The 16,790-nt window shown below is 68.7% G+C and carries 19 protein-coding genes, 1 pseudogene and 1 riboswitch; of the genes and pseudogenes, 6 read left to right on the top strand and 14 right to left on the bottom strand.

Going from position 1 to position 16,790, the window contains the following annotated elements:
• Positions 1-18 precede the first annotated feature (18 nt).
• The gene (locus AC5WJ1_RS01065; protein ID WP_494476315.1) at positions 19-891 is read right to left on the bottom strand and encodes an SDR family oxidoreductase; all 873 of its coding nucleotides are present in this window, start codon (positions 889-891) and stop codon (positions 19-21) included.
• 15 nt (positions 892-906) lie between these two features.
• Between AC5WJ1_RS01065 and AC5WJ1_RS01060 the strand changes: the two genes are divergently transcribed.
• Positions 907-2,124, top strand: coding sequence for a class I SAM-dependent methyltransferase (locus tag AC5WJ1_RS01060; protein ID WP_135704258.1), 1,218 nt, complete (start codon positions 907-909; stop codon positions 2,122-2,124).
• 15 nt (positions 2,125-2,139) lie between these two features.
• On the top strand, positions 2,140-2,334 hold the full coding sequence (locus AC5WJ1_RS01055; RefSeq protein WP_133098180.1) for a DUF2905 domain-containing protein: 195 nt from the start codon (positions 2,140-2,142) through the stop codon (positions 2,332-2,334).
• 19 nt (positions 2,335-2,353) lie between these two features.
• Here AC5WJ1_RS01055 and AC5WJ1_RS01050 read toward each other — a convergent pair whose 3' ends face one another.
• Positions 2,354-2,611 (bottom strand): ABC transporter permease subunit, encoded by a 258-nt coding sequence (locus AC5WJ1_RS01050; RefSeq protein ID WP_240745972.1) that lies wholly within the window; start codon positions 2,609-2,611, stop codon positions 2,354-2,356.
• Here AC5WJ1_RS01050 and AC5WJ1_RS01045 point away from each other — a divergent pair.
• Positions 2,498-2,767 (top strand): annotated as a pseudogene (locus AC5WJ1_RS01045) (universal stress protein); the annotation flags it as partial. The gene AC5WJ1_RS01050 and the pseudogene AC5WJ1_RS01045 overlap by 114 nt on opposite strands.
• Positions 2,768-2,780: 13 nt before the next feature.
• Here the strand turns inward: AC5WJ1_RS01045 and AC5WJ1_RS01040 are convergent.
• The 4 genes from AC5WJ1_RS01040 to AC5WJ1_RS01025 all read right to left on the bottom strand — a co-directional run bounded on the left by AC5WJ1_RS01040 (position 2,781) and on the right by AC5WJ1_RS01025 (position 7,999).
• Positions 2,781-4,016: a multifunctional CCA addition/repair protein gene (locus AC5WJ1_RS01040; RefSeq protein ID WP_135704254.1), complete on the bottom strand. Its 1,236-nt coding sequence runs from the start codon at positions 4,014-4,016 to the stop codon at positions 2,781-2,783.
• Positions 4,017-4,071: 55 nt separating this feature from the next.
• Positions 4,072-4,761, bottom strand: coding sequence for a glutathione S-transferase family protein (locus AC5WJ1_RS01035; RefSeq protein WP_133098178.1), 690 nt, complete (start codon positions 4,759-4,761; stop codon positions 4,072-4,074).
• A gap of 153 nt (positions 4,762-4,914) precedes the next feature.
• Positions 4,915-5,937 (bottom strand): complex I NDUFA9 subunit family protein, encoded by a 1,023-nt coding sequence (locus AC5WJ1_RS01030; RefSeq protein WP_133098177.1) that lies wholly within the window; start codon positions 5,935-5,937, stop codon positions 4,915-4,917.
• Between the two features lie 106 nt (positions 5,938-6,043).
• The gene (locus tag AC5WJ1_RS01025) at positions 6,044-7,999 is read right to left on the bottom strand and encodes a lytic transglycosylase domain-containing protein (protein WP_135704251.1); all 1,956 of its coding nucleotides are present in this window, start codon (positions 7,997-7,999) and stop codon (positions 6,044-6,046) included.
• Between the two features lie 108 nt (positions 8,000-8,107).
• Here AC5WJ1_RS01025 and AC5WJ1_RS01020 point away from each other — a divergent pair, with 108 nt between their 5' ends.
• A complete protein-coding gene (locus AC5WJ1_RS01020) occupies positions 8,108-8,713 on the top strand; it encodes a 5-formyltetrahydrofolate cyclo-ligase (protein ID WP_494476314.1) in 606 nt (201 codons plus the stop codon).
• Between the two features lie 39 nt (positions 8,714-8,752).
• On the opposite strand, the gene AC5WJ1_RS01015 is transcribed toward AC5WJ1_RS01020, so the two are convergent.
• The 4 genes from AC5WJ1_RS01015 to ahcY all read right to left on the bottom strand — a co-directional run bounded on the left by AC5WJ1_RS01015 (position 8,753) and on the right by ahcY (position 12,381).
• Positions 8,753-9,496, bottom strand: a complete 744-nt coding sequence (locus AC5WJ1_RS01015; protein WP_494476313.1) for a Mut7-C RNAse domain-containing protein — start codon at positions 9,494-9,496, stop codon at positions 8,753-8,755.
• A 162-nt stretch (positions 9,497-9,658) separates the two neighbouring features.
• Positions 9,659-10,489 carry a methylenetetrahydrofolate reductase [NAD(P)H] gene (gene metF, locus AC5WJ1_RS01010; protein WP_133098173.1) on the bottom strand — a complete coding sequence of 277 codons (831 nt, stop codon included), beginning with the start codon at positions 10,487-10,489 and terminating at the stop codon, positions 9,659-9,661.
• Positions 10,490-10,529: 40 nt separating this feature from the next.
• Positions 10,530-10,880, bottom strand: a complete 351-nt coding sequence (locus tag AC5WJ1_RS01005; protein WP_494476312.1) for a phage holin family protein — start codon at positions 10,878-10,880, stop codon at positions 10,530-10,532.
• Between the two features lie 82 nt (positions 10,881-10,962).
• Positions 10,963-12,381 (bottom strand): adenosylhomocysteinase, encoded by a 1,419-nt coding sequence (ahcY, locus tag AC5WJ1_RS01000; protein ID WP_494476311.1) that lies wholly within the window; start codon positions 12,379-12,381, stop codon positions 10,963-10,965.
• Positions 12,382-12,499: 118 nt separating this feature from the next.
• A riboswitch (S-adenosyl-L-homocysteine riboswitch) is annotated at positions 12,500-12,593 on the bottom strand.
• A gap of 58 nt (positions 12,594-12,651) precedes the next feature.
• Between ahcY and thiD the strand changes: the two genes are divergently transcribed.
• Both thiD and AC5WJ1_RS00990 read left to right on the top strand, forming a co-directional pair.
• Positions 12,652-13,488, top strand: coding sequence for a bifunctional hydroxymethylpyrimidine kinase/phosphomethylpyrimidine kinase (gene thiD, locus AC5WJ1_RS00995; protein WP_494476310.1), 837 nt, complete (start codon positions 12,652-12,654; stop codon positions 13,486-13,488).
• A gap of 7 nt (positions 13,489-13,495) precedes the next feature.
• The gene (locus tag AC5WJ1_RS00990) at positions 13,496-13,930 is read left to right on the top strand and encodes a PGDYG domain-containing protein (protein WP_133098169.1); all 435 of its coding nucleotides are present in this window, start codon (positions 13,496-13,498) and stop codon (positions 13,928-13,930) included.
• A gap of 34 nt (positions 13,931-13,964) precedes the next feature.
• On the opposite strand, the gene AC5WJ1_RS00985 is transcribed toward AC5WJ1_RS00990, so the two are convergent.
• The 4 genes from AC5WJ1_RS00985 to thiS form a co-directional block, all read right to left on the bottom strand.
• Positions 13,965-14,414, bottom strand: a complete 450-nt coding sequence (locus tag AC5WJ1_RS00985; RefSeq protein WP_063241153.1) for a PaaI family thioesterase — start codon at positions 14,412-14,414, stop codon at positions 13,965-13,967.
• Between the two features lie 193 nt (positions 14,415-14,607).
• A complete protein-coding gene (locus tag AC5WJ1_RS00980; protein WP_494476309.1) occupies positions 14,608-15,741 on the bottom strand; it encodes a thiamine phosphate synthase in 1,134 nt (377 codons plus the stop codon).
• Positions 15,738-16,580 (bottom strand): thiazole synthase, encoded by an 843-nt coding sequence (locus tag AC5WJ1_RS00975; RefSeq protein WP_029047357.1) that lies wholly within the window; start codon positions 16,578-16,580, stop codon positions 15,738-15,740. The genes AC5WJ1_RS00980 and AC5WJ1_RS00975 overlap by 4 nt, the downstream gene beginning before the upstream one ends.
• A gap of 4 nt (positions 16,581-16,584) precedes the next feature.
• Entirely contained in the window at positions 16,585-16,782 is a 198-nt protein-coding gene (thiS, locus tag AC5WJ1_RS00970; RefSeq protein WP_063241150.1) for a sulfur carrier protein ThiS, read from the bottom strand.
• Between the last annotated feature and the right edge of the window lie 8 nt (positions 16,783-16,790).

Raw genomic sequence — 16,790 nt, 5'->3', positions numbered from 1 at the left:
TGGCGTACAGGCGCCAGCTTACTCGGTCAGGAACATCACGTCGCGCGCCAGCGGCATCAGGTGCTGGCCGCCGTCCACGTACAGCGTGGTGCCGGTGACGGCGCGCGCCTGTGCGAGGTAGGCCACCGCCTGGGCGATATCCTCGGGCGTCGACGACTGGCCCAGCGGCGTCACGCGATGCGCGCGGCGGAAGCTCTGCTCCGACTGCTCGCCCGACACCAGCGTGATGCCCGGCGCCACGCCAACCACGCGGATGCGCGGCGCCAGCGCCTGCGCCAGCTGCACCGTGGCGGTCTGCAGCGCGGCCTTGGACAGCGTGTATGACAGGAAATCGGGATTCAGGTTGTCCAGCTTCTGGTCGAGCAGATTAATTACCACGCCGCCTGGTCCGGCCGTCTTGTCCTTGTCCTTGTCCTTCTCCCCGGCCGGGGCGGCGGCGGCCAGCGCCTTGTGCAGCTCGCGCGCCAGCAGCAACGGCGCCGCCACATTGGTGCGCATATGCGTATCGAGCGACGCATAGGAGAAGCTGGTCGCCACGTCGTACTGGAACAGCGAGGCGTTGTTGACGAGGCAGGTCGGCAGGCCCAGCGCGGCAATGCAGTCCGCGATCAGGCGGCCGGTGGCGGCTTCGTCGGCGAGATCGGCACGCAGCACCGCGGCACGGCGGCCGAGCCCGCGGATCCTGGTCGCCAGCGCTTCGGCCTCGTCCACCGAGCGGTGGCAGTGCACGGCCACGTCCCAGCCCTGCGTGGCCAGTTCCAGCGCAATGGCGCGGCCCAGGCGGCGCGCGCCGCCGGTGACGAGGGCGACGCCGCGGGCGGCGGACTGGGCCGTGGCGGCAGCGGCTGCAGGCTGGGCGGCAGCGGGTGCCGAGGTATCGGATGCGGGCATTGCTACAATCGCGGGATGCAGAAAGCCGCTAGTTTACCCCTTCCCCCCGCCGACGCGCAGGCCGCGTCCGATACCCTTACAGCCCGTATTGGCGAATCGATCGATGCGGCCGGCGGCTGGATCGGCTTTGACCGCTATATGGCGCTGGCGCTGTATGCGCCCGGCCTGGGCTACTACAGCGGCGGCTCGGCCAAGTTCGGGCGCGATGCCCGCGACGGCAGCGACTTCATCACCGCGCCGGAACTGAGCCCGTTCTTCGCGCGCACGCTGGCGCGCCAGTTCGCGCCGCTGATCGCGCAGGGCCTGCCACACATGATGGAATTCGGCGCCGGCACCGGCCGCCTGGCCGCTGACCTGCTGCTGGAGCTGGAGCAGGAAGGCCAGTTGCCACAGGAATACGCGATCGTCGAACTGTCCGGTGAGCTGCGCGCGCGCCAGCAGGAAACGCTGGCGCAGCGCGCCCCGCACCTGGCCGCGCGCGTGCGCTGGCTGGATGCGCTGCCCGACAGCTTCGAGGGCGTCATCGTCGGCAACGAAGTGCTCGATGCAATGCCGGTGCAGCTCTACGCACGCACCGGCGGCCGCTGGCACGAGCGCGGCGTGACGCGCAGCGGCGTGGCGGGCACCGAACCCGGCGCGGCCGCCGCGTTCCGCTTCGAGGACCGCGTGCTCGCCGATGCCGACGTGCCGGCGATGCTCCACGACATCCCCGGCGACCACGATGTCGTCACCGAAACCCACGCCGAGGCCGAAGGCTTCATGCGTGCCGTCGGCGCGATGCTGGCGCGCGGCACCGCCTTCTTCATCGACTACGGCTTCCCCGCCGCCGAGTACTACCATCCGCAGCGCGCCGGCGGCACGCTGATGTGCCACTACCGGCATCACGCGCACCCGGACCCGTTCCTCTACCCGGGCCTGCAGGACATCACCACGCACGTCAATTTCAGCGGCATCGCCGCCGCCGCGGTGGAAACCGGGCTGACGGTGTCGGGCTTTGCCTCGCAGGCGCGCTTCCTGATGAACGCCGGCATCACCGAGCTGCTGATGGCGCTTGACCCGTCCGATGCGCGCGCCTTCCTGCCGCAGGCCAACGCCGTGCAGAAGCTGTTGTCCGAAGCGGAAATGGGCGAGCTGTTCAAGGTCATCGCGCTGACGCGGGGCCTGGACGACGGCACGGACCAGAGCGAGCCGCTGGCCGGCTTCGCCCGCGGCGACCGCTGCCATACCTTGTAAGCCATCGCGAACGCCATGCTGCGCTGGACCCTCACTATCTTCCTGAGCGTGATCATCCTGTCCGCGGCGCTGCCGTGGCTGCAGAAGTTCGGGCTGGGACGGCTGCCCGGGGACGTGCGCTTCCGCGTGTTCGGGCGGGAATTCGTGCTGCCGTTTGCATCGACGATCCTGCTGTCGCTGGTGGCGCTGGTGATCGGCAAGCTGCTCTAGTCCCTCTAGTCCACCAGGCTCACTTGATCGCCCCGACGGTAAATCCCGCAACGGTGATGAAGGTCGGGGCGTAGACGAACTCCTGCATCGCCAGCGTCATGCTGAAGATGACCACGGTCAGGATACCGCTCGACGACACCGGCACCACCACCGTCAGGAAGGCGCCGAAGCGGCTCAGCCCGTCCATCATGGCGGCTTCCTCGATATCGCGCCGATCGCCGGCGAGGCCGCCGCGGCAGGCGTGGCCTGCAATACCGCCTGCGCCACCGGCGACCACATCTTCCAGGCGATCATCGACGAGGCGGACGCCCGGCAATGCGACCTGATCGTGATGGCCTCGCACGGGCGGCGGGGGGTGCAGGCGCTGGTGATCGGCAGCGAGACGCAAAAGGTGCTCACGCACACGAAGATCCCGGTGCTCGTCTACCGCTAGCAGAGAGCCGCGTTCAGCCCCCGATGCGCGCTGCCACCGCCGCCACGCGCGCCTCGTGGATGCGGTCGCGGATCTGGTCGACCGCATCGCCGCAGGCGCGGGCGATGGCGCCGGCATCGACTGCCGTTGCCGCCTCCAGCGCCGCTGCCAGCCGCGGCGCCTGCGGGTATGTGCCCGCTTCGAAGCCCTTGCGTCCGCGCATGTCGGCCTCGCACGCCTGCAAGACTCCGGCAAATCTCGCCGGCTTGCGCAGCGCATCGCAGCGCTCGAGCAGGCGCATCACCGCGGCGGCGCTGATCTCCAGCGAACGATGGATATTGCCATGCTCGCGCGCCACCACCAGCGCGAGGTCGCGGCAGTCGTTGGGCACGCGCAGCCGCGCGCAGACCTCTTCCAGCAGCTTGACGCTGCGCATCTCGTGGCCGACGTGGCGCGGCAGCACGTCCTCGGGCGTGGTGCCCTTGCCCAGGTCGTGCACCAGCGCGGCAAAACGCACCGGCAACGGCGCGCCCATCGCCGCGGCGGTATCGATCACCATCATCACGTGCACGCCGGTATCGACCTCGGGATGGTAGTCGGCGCGCTGCGGCACGCCCCACAGGCAGTCAAGCTCGGGCAGCAGCCGCGCCAGCGCGCCGCAGTCGCGCAGCACCTCGAACATTCGTGACGGATGCGCTTCCATCAGGCCGCGCGCCAGTTCCTGCCAGACGCGCTCGGGCACCAGCGCATCGACCTCGCCGGCCGCCACCATCTCGCGCATCAGGCGCTGGGTCTCGGCGGCGACGGTGAACTCGTGGAAGCGCGCGGCAAAGCGCGCCAGCCGCAGGATGCGGACCGGGTCCTCGGCGAAGGCATCCGAGACATGGCGGAACAGGCGGGCCTGCAGGTCGCGCTGGCCGCCATGCGGGTCGATCACCGGGCCGACGAGGTTGCCATCGGCATCGACCTCGCGCGCCATCGCATTGATGGTCAGGTCGCGCCGGACCAGGTCGTCTTCCAGCGTGACATCGGGCTCGCAGTAGAAGGCAAAACCCTTGTATCCCATCGCTGTCTTGCGCTCGGTGCGCGCCAGCGCGTATTCCTCGTGGGTGCGCGGATGCAGGAAGACCGGGAAATCCTTGCCGACGGGGCGATAGCCCGCGGCTACCATCTCGTGCGGGGTCGCGCCGACGACTACGTAGTCGCGGTCCTGGCTGGGCTTGCCCAGCAGTTCGTCGCGGATCGCGCCGCCGACGGCATACACCTGCATCGTTGTGGCCTCTTCTCTGGTGCCGGCGCGCCGGCGCCGGCGGTATCGCTCAGTCTCAGTGGTTGACGATGATCGCGTCGGGCCGCTCGGGCGACAGGCGGTAAGGCTCGTCGTCGGCCAGGAAATCGCGCTCCTCGCGCGCGGCGGCGATCCACTCCTGCATGGTCGGCAGCGCCAGCATGAAGTCGGCATAGGCCTTGGCGTCTTCCGGCAGGTGGATGCCGTAAGTGGCGAAGCGGCTCACCACCGGCGCAAAGAAGGCGTCGGCCACGGTGAACTCGCCGAACAGGAACGGGCCGCGCGCGCCATGCTGCTGGCGCAACCCGCTCCAGATCGCGGCGATACGGTCGACGTCGCGCTGCACCGCCACGTTCCAGCCGCGTCCGGGCAGCACCGCGGTCACGTTCATCGGCAACTGGCTGCGCAGGTTGGTGAAGCCGGAATGCATCTCGGCGCAGATTGCGCGCGCCACCGCACGCTCGGCACGGTCGGCGGGCCACAGCGTCTTTTCCGGGAAACGCTCGGCCACGTATTCGGCGATCGCCAGCGAGTCCCACACCGTGACGTCGCCGTCGACCAGCGCCGGTACCTTGCCGGCCGGCGAATAACGCGCGATCTCGGCCGCGAAGCTGCCGGTGAACAGGCGCACCTGTACCTCTTCGAATTCGATGCCGGCCTGGCGCATCAGCAGCCAGGGGCGCAGCGACCAGGAGGAGTAATTCTTGTTGCCGATGACGAGCTTCATCGTAGGTCCTTGGGGGGAGGCGAAGGGAGACGGCGGCGGCGCGCCGGACCGGTCATTTTGCCAGCGCGCCCGCCTGCCTCAAAGTGAATTGCTCTCGCAACCGATCCGAAAATGGGTCACATAGGCCACCCGCGGCCCTGACCCGCCCGCCCTTCAGCGGTGCACGCTGGCGCGCATCGAGGTCAGCGCGGCATCGCGATTGCGCCCCGCCAGCGCGTCGGTCATCACGGATTCCAGGCTGGCCGGATGCAGGTCCAGCTCCGGCGCGACCGGATGCTCGAGCACGTTGTCCAGCTGCATCGAGTCGAGGTTGTCGCGCGACAGCAGCGGATCGCCCGGCATGTGTTCCATGATGGTCGCCTGCACCCGAGCCAGCGCATCCGGCAGCGCGATCACCGGGCGCGGATGGCCGGATGCGCGGCCGGCGAAGCGCACCAGCTCCTCCAGCGTATAGACCTGCGGGCCGCCCAGCTCATAGCCGCGGCCGATGGTGGCAGGGTTGACCATGGCATTGAGGAAGGCCTGCACCACGTCCTGCACGAACACCGGCTGGAAGCGCGCCTGTGCGCACGCCAGCGGCACCACCGGCGCCATCTGTTGCATCTGCGCGAACAGGTTGAGGAAATGGTCGTCGGGACCGAACACCACCGACGGCCGCAGGATGGTCCAGTCCAGCCCGCTGGCGCGCACGATGCGCTCGCCGTCGCCCTTGCTGCGCAGGTACATCGACGGCCCCTGGCTGTCGGCGCCAAGCGCACTCATATGCAACAGCCGGCGCACGCCGGTGGACAGGCACGAGGCCACGATCTGCCGCACCATTTCCACATGAGCGCTGGCAAAGGCCTCGCCGTAGGGATCGGCACGCTCGCCGTGCAGCACACCCACCAGGTTGACGACGATGCCGTCGACCCCGAGCGAGCCGATGGCGTCGTCGAGCGCGGCATTGTCGGCCAGCCCCAGTTCGACTACCTCGACGCGCGGCAGCAGCAACAGGTGCTGCGCGTGCTCGACGTTGCGGGTGCCGACCACGATGCGGTCGGGGGCGATCGGCGAATCGGGATTGCTGCCGGGTTCCAGCGGCGCACCCGAGGCAGAAGCGGCGCCGGCCAGGCGCGAGACAAGGTGGCTGCCGATAAAGCCGGCGCCACCGATGACGAGGACGTTGCTGGTCTGCATGATGCCTCCGTGCAAAGTGGACTGCACGTCGCGGCGCATTGCGCAAGCCAGGCCGCCGCGACGCGCCCGGCGCGGCACACCAGCGGCCCGTCCCGTCGGGTGCCCGTCAGGGCAGGCTGGTCGTGGTCACCGGCGACGGCGCGACCGTCCCCAGGCGCGATTTCAGCGACTGCGGCCGGCCACTCATCAATGCAGCATAGTACGTAGCGTTGGAAAGCACATTCTTCACATAGCCGCGCGTTTCATTGAACGGGATGGTCTCTGCAAAGATCGCGCCTTCCACGGGCCGCGCCAGCGTGCTGCGCCAGGCCTTGGGCCGGCCCGGACCGGCGTTGTATGCCGCCGACGCCAGCGCCCAGGAACTGTCCAGGTCGGTCAGCACCATGTTCAGGTAATTGGTGCCGAGCAGGATGTTGATGTTGGGATCGCCCATCATCTGCGGCGAGAAGTCGTTCATGCCGATCTTGCGCGCCACGTACTTGGCCGTCGCCGGCATCACCTGCATCAGGCCGTGCGCGCCGGCGGACGAGCGCGCGTTCATCAGGAAGCGCGATTCCTGCCGGATCAGGCCGTAGACCCACGCCATGTCGAGGCCGACATCGTCGGTCGCGCGCTGCATGATGTCGCGGTACGGCATCAGGAAGCGCAGCTCGAAGTCATGCTCGTTGCGGGTGCGGTCAGCGGTATTGACGGTGCGGTCGAGCAGTTCGAGACGGCGCGCGTACTCCGCCGCGCCGAGCAGCTCGCGGTCGTTCATGCCGCGCAATTCCCAGTTCCATTCGCGGTTGCCCTCGAAGCGCATGTTCATCGCGTAGAACTTCTGCGCGCGCTGGAAGCCGGCGCGCGCGCGCATGGCATTGGCTTCGGCATCGCCGACGGCGGTGCGCGCCGGTAGCGTGATGCGGTTGCCCAGTTCTTCGCTGGCGAGCTGGCCATAGAAGTTGAACTGGCCGGCGATCTGCTGGAAGTTCTGCTGCGCCTCGGTGTCGCGGCCTTCGGCCTTGAGCGCGCGGCCGTACCAGTAGAGCCACGCCGGGTCCTTGGCGCGCAGCTCGGGACGCATCAGCTCGACTGCCTGGCGCACCTGCTTCCAGTCGCCCTGGCGCAGCGCGGCGCGCACGCGCCATTCCTGGGAGTCGTCGGACAACCACTGGTTGCCGCCCAGGTCCATCTGGCGGCGGTAGTAGTTGGCCGCTTCCGGCATCAGCTTCTTGCCCGCGAACTGGCCGATCACGCCCCAGGCGGCGCCCTGCTCGTCGCGCGACAGCGTGCCCTGGACGGTACCCAGGTAGGCGACGGCCTGGTTGGGATCGGTGCGCGCCATCTTGACGATGGTGGCGAGCGCGTCGCCGTCGACGCGTGCATCGGGCAACAGCGCGGCGATCTTGCCGGCCAGCGTGAGGTAGTTCTGCTCCAGCGCCAGCCGCGCGTGGAAGGCCACATCGCTGCGCTGGATCTGCTGGCTTTGCACCAGGTAGCCGATCAGGTCGACGCAACCTTCGCCGAAATAGCGCGGATCGCTCAGCGCCTGGCGCGACTCGGCGGCAACGTTCTGGCCCTTGAGCGCGCGCGACAGCAGCGCATAGCATTCGACCTGGGTGTCGTCCTTGAGTGCGAACTGCGGATACTCGGCATCGAAGCTGGCCCAGTCGCGCTTCTTGCCCAGCACCAGCAGCCAGTCGTTGCGCATGCGGTCGGCGATGGCCTGGCCCTTGTAGCGCTGCAGGAAGGCGCGCACCTGGTCGTCGGGCGCGTCGATGCGCGCCAGGCCGCTGGCGTCGAACATCTGCGGCTTGATGCGGAAGTACTCGACGTACGACGGGATCGGGTAGTCGACCAGCGTGGCCGAGATCGCGTAGGCGCGCTCTACGTCATTCTTGCGCGCCGCTTCGCGCAGCGCGGCGAAGGCCTCGTCCGGATCGCTCGGGATCACCGCCGGCTGCTGCTGGCGCACGGGCGCCTGCGGGCGCTTCTGCGCATGGACCGGCGTGACAAGCAGTGCACATGCCATGGCGATCCAGGCGGCCCGCCCTGCACGCTGCAGATATACTCCCTTCAGCATTCTTTGCTTCCTTGTCGATGACGGCGGCGCCGGTGCCGCCATGCAAGGCAAGGGCCGCAGCAGCTTCCGCCGTCCGTGTTGGTTCGGACGCGGGCATTATCCCACGCCATGTCCTCAACTTCCGCCACCTCGGCCGCCACCTCCCCCGGCAGTTCGCCAATCGACCTTGCGGAGGACCGCCGCGCGCAGCGCGCGCGCCTGCTGTCCTTGCGTGCCGCCCTGCCCGCGCGCGACGATGCCGATGCGCGCATCGCCGCCGCATTGTCCGAGCTGCTGGCGGGCCTGGCCGTGCGCTGCCTTGGCTTCTACTGGCCGATCCAGCAGGAGTTCGACGCGCGCGGCGCGATCGCGCAATGGCTCGCGGCGGTGCCCGCGCGCCAGGCGGCGCTGCCGGCGGTAAGCCGGCCCGGCGCGCCGCTGGACTTCCATCGCTGGGACCCGGACACGCCGATGACCAGGGGCCACTATGGCATCCCGGTCCCCGACGGCACCGAGGCCGTGACGCCCGACGCGCTGGTCATTCCCTGTGTCGGTTTCAGCCCGGACAAGTTCCGCCTGGGCTACGGCGGCGGCTTCTACGACCGCACGCTGGCGGCAATGGCGCAGCGGCCCGTGGCGATCGGCATCGGCTATGAAGCGTGCCGCATCGCACTGCCAGCGCAGCCGCATGACGTGGCGATGGACTGGATCGTTACCGAAGCGGGGGCGTTCTAGCCCGATAGGGTGACAGCAGCGTGCGGGCTACGGCCGGGTTCAGCCGGCCTGCACCAGCTCGTCCACCAGCGCGCGCATGCAGCGCCAGTGCGAGCCTTCCCAGAATACCCGCCGGCACTGGTCGCAGGTGACGAAGCTGCGGTGGCGCTCGAGCACGCCGTCTGGCACCCGCCCGGCCGCGGCGGCCGCTTCCAGCGCGTGCAGCGGCACGTTGCAGTCCAGGCACAGCGAGAACGGCCGCGCGCTGCGCGCCAGGTCGAGCCGCGCGAAGATCTCGCGCACCTGCTGGCGCGGCTTGAGCGCCCGCACATAGCAGCCGTGCGTGATGCCGCGGCGCTTGAGCAGTTCACGGTCGCGCGTCAGCACGATGCGGCCTTCGTCGACCGCAATGCGCTCGATCTCGCTGTCTTCGAAGTGGTTGTCGTAGAGGGTGTCGAAGCCGGTCATGCGCAGCAGGTGCGCCAGTCCGCCCAGATGCGCGTCGGCAACGAAATGCGTCGCGCGCAGCGGATGTTCGCGCACGCGCAGCAGCGGCGTGACGTCGAGGCGTTCGAACTTGGGATAGACCGAGACCCGGTCGCCGTCCCGCAGCTGGCGCTCGAAGACGGCGGATTCGCCGTTGACCAGGATCAGCTCGACTTCGGTGTGCGGCACGCCCAGCGCCTCGATCATGTGCTTGACGGTCGCGGCGCGCGCGCACGCGCAGGGCAGGTCACGCCGGCGCTGGCCCGGCGCGAGGAAGTCGTTCAGTTCCTCGTAGAAGCGGAAGGTGGCGGTGACCATGGGGCGAGTATGGCACCGATTTGCCGTGTTAGTACGCTGGTGGCACCACGGACGCATGCAGCAGGCTCCCCTCTCCCCATGAGGGGAGAGGGAGAACACCTTGCCTGGCAAGATCGAGCCGCTTTGGAGCACCCAAAACCGCTCTCTTCTTCAGCGGGTTCCTTACAGCTTCAGCCGCTGCCAGATCGCCTTGGTCGCGGCGGCCGCGTTGAGCGTGTAGAAATGCAGCCCCGGCACGCCCGCGGCGAGCAGCCGCTCGCACAGCGCGGTGACCACGTCCAGCCCGAAGGCGCGGATCGATTCTCGGTCGTCGCCGAAGCTCTCCAGCCGCTTGGCCACCCAGCGCGGCACTTCGGCGCCGCACATCTCGGAGAATCGCATCAGCTGCGAGTAGTTGGTGATCGGCATGATGCCCGGCACGATCGGCACTTCCACGCCCTGCGCGCGCACGTCGTCGACAAAGCGGAAGTACGCGTCGGCGTTGTAGAAGTACTGCGTGATCGCCGAGTCGGCACCGGCCTTGACCTTGCGCACGAAGTTGTCGAGGTCATGGCGCGGCGACTTCGCCTGCGGGTGGTACTCCGGGTACGCTGCGACTTCGATATTGAACCAGTCGCCGGTCTCGGCACGGATGAACTCCACCAGCTCGTTGGCGTAGCGGAACTCGCCGATCTCGCCCATGCCCGACGGCATGTCCCCGCGCAGCGCGACGATATGGCGGATGCCGCCTTCGCGGTACTGCTGCAGGATTGCGCGGATGCTCTCGCGCGACGAGCCCACGCACGACAGGTGCGGCGCGGCCTCGATGCCTTCGCGCTGGATCTCCAGCACGGCGTCGAGCGTGCCCTGCTGGGTGGTGCCGCCGGCGCCGAACGTCACCGAGATGTACTTGGGCTTGAGCGGAGCCAGCTGCGCGCGCGTGTTGCGCAGCTTTTCCAGGCCCTCCGCCGTCTTGGGCGGGAAGAATTCAAAGCTGAAGTAGCGGTCTTGCATGATGGTGGCGCGTCGCGTTGGCGCGGCGCGCGAAATAAGGTCATTCGTCGCGGTTGCCCAGCAGCAGGCTGGACAGCAGCCACGAGATCACGCTGTACAGGATGGAGCCCAGCAAGGCCGCCCAGAAGCCGCCGACCGTGAAGCCCGACAGCAGGTTGCCGACAAACAGGAACAGCAGCGCGTTGATGACGAAGATAAACAGCCCCAGCGTCAGCAGCGTGACCGGCAGCGTCAGGATCACCAGGATCGGACGGATCAGCGTGTTGACCAGGCCCAGCACCAGCGCCGCCAGCATCGCCGAGCCGAAGCTCTTGATGTGGATCGACGGGATGATGTACGGCAGCACGAACAGCGCAACGGCGTTGATGATCCAGACGACCAGTAGTCTCATGACGGCTCCTTGGTTGGCTCAATGGCGGGAGTGCTCCCTCTCCCGCAAGCGGAAGAGGGGAGTTGCTACCTCACTGCGCGCATCAATAGCGGTAGTGATCCGCCTTGTACGGGCCTTCCTTCCTCACGCCGATATAAGCGGCCTGCTGCTCGGTCAGCTCGGTCAGCTGCGCGTTCAGCTTGCGCAGCTGCAGGCGCGCGACCTTCTCGTCCAGGTGCTTGGGCAGCGTGTAGACGCCGACCGGGTACTTGCCGCTGTCGCGTTCCTGCCAGAGCTCGATCTGGGCGATGGTCTGGTTGGCGAACGAGCTGCTCATCACGTACGACGGGTGGCCGGTGGCGCAGCCCAGGTTCACCAGGCGGCCCTTGGCCAGGATGATCAGCTTCTTCCCGTCCGGGAACTTCACGTGGTCGACCTGCGGCTTGATCTCGTCCCACTCGTACTTCTCGATCGAGGCGATGTCGATCTCGTTGTCGAAGTGGCCGATGTTGCAGACGATGGCCTGGTCCTTCATCTTGGCCATGTGCTCATGCGTAATGACGTGGTAGTTGCCGGTGCAGGTGACGAAGATATCGCCATGCTCGGCGGCGTAGTCCATGGTCACCACGCGATAGCCTTCCATCGCGGCCTGCAGCGCGCAGATCGGGTCGATCTCGGTGACCCACACCTGCGCCGACAGCGCGCGCAGCGCCTGTGCGCTGCCCTTGCCCACGTCGCCGTAGCCGGCCACGATGGCGATCTTGCCGGCGATCATCACGTCCGTGGCGCGCTTGATGCCGTCGACCAGCGATTCGCGGCAGCCGTACAGGTTGTCGAACTTGCTCTTGGTGACGGAGTCGTTGACGTTGATCGCCGGAAAGCGCAGCTCGCCCTTCTGGGCCATCTGGTACAGGCGATGCACGCCGGTGGTGGTTTCCTCGGTCACGCCGCGGATGGCTGCCAGGTTGCGGCTGTACCAGCTCGGGTCCTTCGCCAGCTTTTCCTTGATCGCGGCGAACAGGTAGGTTTCTTCCTCGCTGCCCGGGTTGGCGATCAGCGACTGGTCCTTCTCGGCGCGCGCGCCCAGGTGCAGCAGCAGCGTGGCATCACCGCCGTCGTCGAGGATCATGTTCGGGGTGCCACCGTCGGCCCAGTCGAAGATGCGGTGCGTGAAGTCCCAGTATTCCTTCAGCGATTCGCCCTTGAAGGCGAACACCGGCGTGCCGCCCGCGGCGATGGCGGCGGCGGCGTGGTCCTGCGTCGAGAAGATGTTGCACGAGGCCCAGCGCACGTCGGCGCCCAGCGCCTGGAGCGTCTCGATCAGCACGGCGGTCTGGATCGTCATATGCAGCGAGCCGGCGATGCGCGCGCCCTTGAGCGGCTGCGCGGCGGCGAATTCGTCGCGGATCGCCATCAGGCCGGGCATTTCGGTCTCGGCAATGGCGATTTCCTTGCGGCCCCAGCCGGCCAGTTTGATATCGGCGACGAGGTAGTCTTGCTTCAGGTCGGTCACGGCGTTCATGTTTCACTCCGGTGAAGAGTGGCACGCAGGTGACGAGATCGGGAAATCGGGCGGCGGCATGGCAGCGGGCACATGCGCAGCGGGCGGATAGGTCGACTCGCCTCCGTGCGAAACCACGGATCAGCGAGCGCCGTTGAAGACAGTCCGAGCCTGGCGGATGCATGGGGTAGCACTTCTTGCCTACCGCATCCGTTGCAACGCTCCTCGGAGTGGCGGTATTGTAGCGTGCCCGGCCGCCTTGCGCACCGGCCCTCCTTGATTTCCTCACAGATGATCCCAACGCCACCCCGCACCCTGACCATCGCCGGCTCCGACTCCGGCGGCGGCGCCGGCATCCAGGCCGACCTGAAGACTTTCTCCGCGCTGGGCTGCTTCGGCATGAGCGCGATCACTGCGATCACCGCGCAGAACACGCTTGGCGTGACCGGCGTGCATGCGATCCCCGCCGACATGGTGGCCGCGCAGATCGACGCGGTGGCCGGCGATATCGGCGTGGACGCGGCCAAGACCGGCATGCTGGGCACCGCCGCCATCGTCGAGGCCGTGGCCGCGGCGGCGGACCGGCATGGCATCCGCAAGCTGGTGGTGGACCCGGTGATGATCTCGACCTCGGGCGCGACGCTGTCCGACGACGCCACCACGCAGGCCATGGTGCGGCTGCTGTTCCCGCGCGCGCTGCTGGTCACGCCCAACCTGCCCGAGGCCTCCTACCTGCTGGGCCGCAGGATTGCGCGCCGCGCCGACATGGAACAGGCCGCCGCCGACCTGATCGCGATGGGCTGCCCGGCCGTGCTGCTCAAGGGCGGCCACCTGGAAGACGATGGCGCGGCCGGCATTGCCGGCGGGCTGGACGACCTGCTGATGCTGAAGGACGGGACCGTGCGCATGTTCACGCACCCGCGCGTCGATACCCGCAACCTGCATGGCACCGGCTGCACGCTGGCAGCGGCCATCGCATCGCAGCTGGCGCGTGGCGATGCGCTGGAAGATGCCGCGGGCAAGGCGCTGGACTATGTGGCGCAGGCCATCGCGGCCGGCGCGGGACTGCGGCTTGGCAGCGGCAACGGCCCGCTGAACCACGCCTTCGCGCCGCGCGCGCTGGGTTGAGCGCCAGATGCAGAGGCTCACCCATATCGATCTGCGCAGCGATCCCGACGCCGCCTTCTACCTCAAGCATGAAGTCGTCGACGTTGCATTCGCCACCGAGGCTGGCGAGCTGGTCAGCCGCGAAGGCCCCAACCGCTACCAGCCCGGCGATGCGCTGATCACCAGCCGCACCGGCGACCGCTGGTGCGTGTCGCGCGACCGCTTCGACCCCAAGTACGACGCCATCCCGCCGCTGGTGCACGGCCAGGACGGCGCCTATCGCAACAAGCCGATCCCGGTGCTGGCGCGCGAGATGCACGAGGCCTTCAGCATCGAACGCAGCGCCGGCGGCGACGTGCTTCACGGCAAGCCGGGCGACTGGCTGATGCAATACGCGCCCGGCGACTATGGCATCACCGAGCGCGCGAGGTTCGAACAGGTGTACCGGCCGCTGCAGGACTGAGCGGCCGGGTTTTTCGGGCAGGTTCAGGCAGGGATCAGTTGCCGCCGCTGGACAGCGGCACCAGCTTGAACGCCGCCCGCGCCACGCACACCACGGTGCCGGCCGCATCCTTCACTTCGCCTTCGCAGAAGGCGATGCGCGCGCCGCGGCGCAGGCAGCGCGCTTCCAGCGTCAGCTCGCCGCGCGCGGCGGCAAGGAAGTGGGTCGACATGTCGATGGTGATCACGCCCGTTTCCGTGGGCGCATGCGAGCGCGCCGCCCCGCTGAGCGTAAAGTCCAGCGTCGCCATCAGCGTGCCGCCGTGCACGTCGCCGCGGCTGTTCACCAGCTGCGGGTGCGCCGGCAGGCGCGTGCGGCAGTAGCCCTCCTCGATCACCTCCGGCTGCAGGCCGAAATAGCGCATCAGCGGGACATCGATGCCGAAATAGGGCTTCTCAGGCGTGCCGGGAGCGGCGGGAATGATCTCGGGGAGCTGGGTCGACATGGTGCGCGATGCGGGATGGTTGGCGGGGAATGCTGCCCGACATCATAGCGGCGGGGTCCGCTTCGGTTCCCGCGGCTGGGCGAATGTCGCACAAATCTTGGCGACGCGATGCCCCTCACCAGGTGCGGTGTGCTCCCCTCTATCAAGGAGAGGGGAGCACACCGCCGGACACACTCTGCACGTGATCGCGCGCTCAGCCGGTCGGGAACAGGCTGACGAGATGCGCCACCGCGGCCGGCACGTCGTCGGCCTCGGTAACGGCGCGCACCACTGCGGCACTGCCGACACCCACGGCGAGCACTTCGCGCATATTCGTGGCATTGACGCCGCCGATGCCGACCAGCGACGGGATCACCGGCTGCATCAGCTTTGCATATGCGCGGAAACGGCCCATGCCTTGCGGCTGGGTCGGCATCACCTTGGTCGTGGTCGGGAAGATCGCGCCCAGCGCCAGGTAGCTCGGACGGATCGCCGCGACGCGCAGCATCTCGGCGTAACCGTGCGTGGATACGCCCAGCCGCAGCCCGGACGCGCGGATCGCGTCGAAGTCGGCGTCGTCGAGGTCCTCCTGGCCGAGGTGGATGCCGTAGATGCCGCTCTGCGCGCCATTGGCGGCATGGTAGTCGATCGCCACCTGCCAGTGGTCGTTGATGAACAGGCGCGACGACGAGCCCTGCATGGCCCTGGCCGCGCGCGCGATCTCGGCGCGCACCGCGGCGGGATCGTCGGACTTGAAGCGCAGCTGCACCGTCGGCACGTTCAGCGGCGCCAGGCGCTCGATCCATTCCGCGCTCGGCACGACCACGTACAGGCCCAGCGCGGGGCACGGCGCGAACGGCTCGACGGCCTGCTCCGGCGCCACCAGCGCGGCATGGCGCACGTGCGGGAAACGCGCGAAATCCGTCGGCCAGTCGGCCGAGCCCGGCGCCCAGGCGCGCGCCAGCGCCAGCGCGTCATGCGCCGGGAAATGCAGCGACAGGCTCGCCAGCAGCACCGCGACGAACGCCGGCGAGTGCGGCTGGTCGCTGTCCGCGGCAACCGAGAACACCCAGGTGCCCATCGGCGAGCGCACCGTGTCGATCCACTGGCCGCCTTCGCGGTCGGTCTCGATCAGCGTGGCGCCGCTGGCGGCGACGCGCGCGATGAATTCTTCGGTGGCTTCGCCGTCGGACAGCAGCACGTCGTGCGCGCCGGGATGCTCAGGCGCGTCTTCCAGGCGCCAGGCCTGCCACGGCTTGTCGTCGATGCCGAAGGTCTCGCCGTAATGCTCCAGCACCGCCGCGCGCAGCGGACCGTCGCTGGGAACGTGGACGGGGCGGCGGGTCATGCGCGCTGCTCCCGCTGCTCCGCCTCCGCATGCCAGAACGGCATGCCGACCACCGGCGTGCTGGCCTGCGCCACCTCGCGCTCGGGCATCGGGCCGGCCAGGTACGCGGTGCGGCCGGCTTCGACTGCCTGCGCGAACGCGCGCGCCATGTTAACCGGGTAGGCGGCCTGCGCCACCGCGGTGTTGAGCAGCACGCCGTCGTAGCCCCACTCCAGCACCTGCGCCGCATGCGACGGCAGGCCCAGGCCGGCATCGACGATCAGTGGCGTATCCGGCAGGCGCTCGCGCAGCACGCGCATCGCATGCGGATTCACCGCGCCCCGGCCGGTGCCGATCGGCGCGGCCCACGGCATCAGCGCCTGGCAGCCGACGTCGAGCAGCCGGCGGCACAGCACCAGGTCCTCGGTGCAGTACGGCAGCACCTTGAAGCCTTCCTTGATCAGGGTCTCGGCCACGGCGGGCAGGTTGAGCGTGTCGGGCTGCAGCGTGTAGTCGTCTCCGATCAGCTCCAGCTTGATCCACGGCGTCTCGAACACCTCGCGAGCCATCATCGCGGTGGTGATGACCTCCTGCGCGGTGAAGCAGCCGGCGGTGTTGGGCAGCACCGGCACGTTCAGCGCCTTGAGCATCTGCCAGAACGCCTGGCCGCCCTCGCCATCGCCCACCGCGCCCTGGCGGCGCAGCGCGACGGTGATCATGGCCGGCGTAGATGCCTGCACGGCCGCTTCCAGCGTGGCCGGCGACGGATAGCGCGCGGTGCCCAGCAGCAGGCGCGAGCCGAACGACTCGCCATACAGCACGAACGGGTCGCGCAGGGTTTCGGAGGGTTCGAATGTCATGGGGTCAGCCTCCCGTCACGGGTTGCACGAGGTCGATGCGGTCGCCGGCCGCAAGGGGGGTGTTGGCGTGCGCGGCGCGGGGCACGAACTGGCCATTGACCGCCGCGGCAAAGGGGGGCGCGATCTTCGCCACGGTCACCGCGTCCGCCAGCGTGGCGGATTCGGCAAGGGCGAGGGGTCGGCCGTTGAGCAGGATTTCCATGTCAGTCT

The organism is Cupriavidus sp. MEYA8 (genome assembly GCF_059278825.1).
The sequence above is the reverse complement of the archived record's forward strand: the minus strand, read 5'-3'. Positions and strand labels throughout refer to the sequence as shown.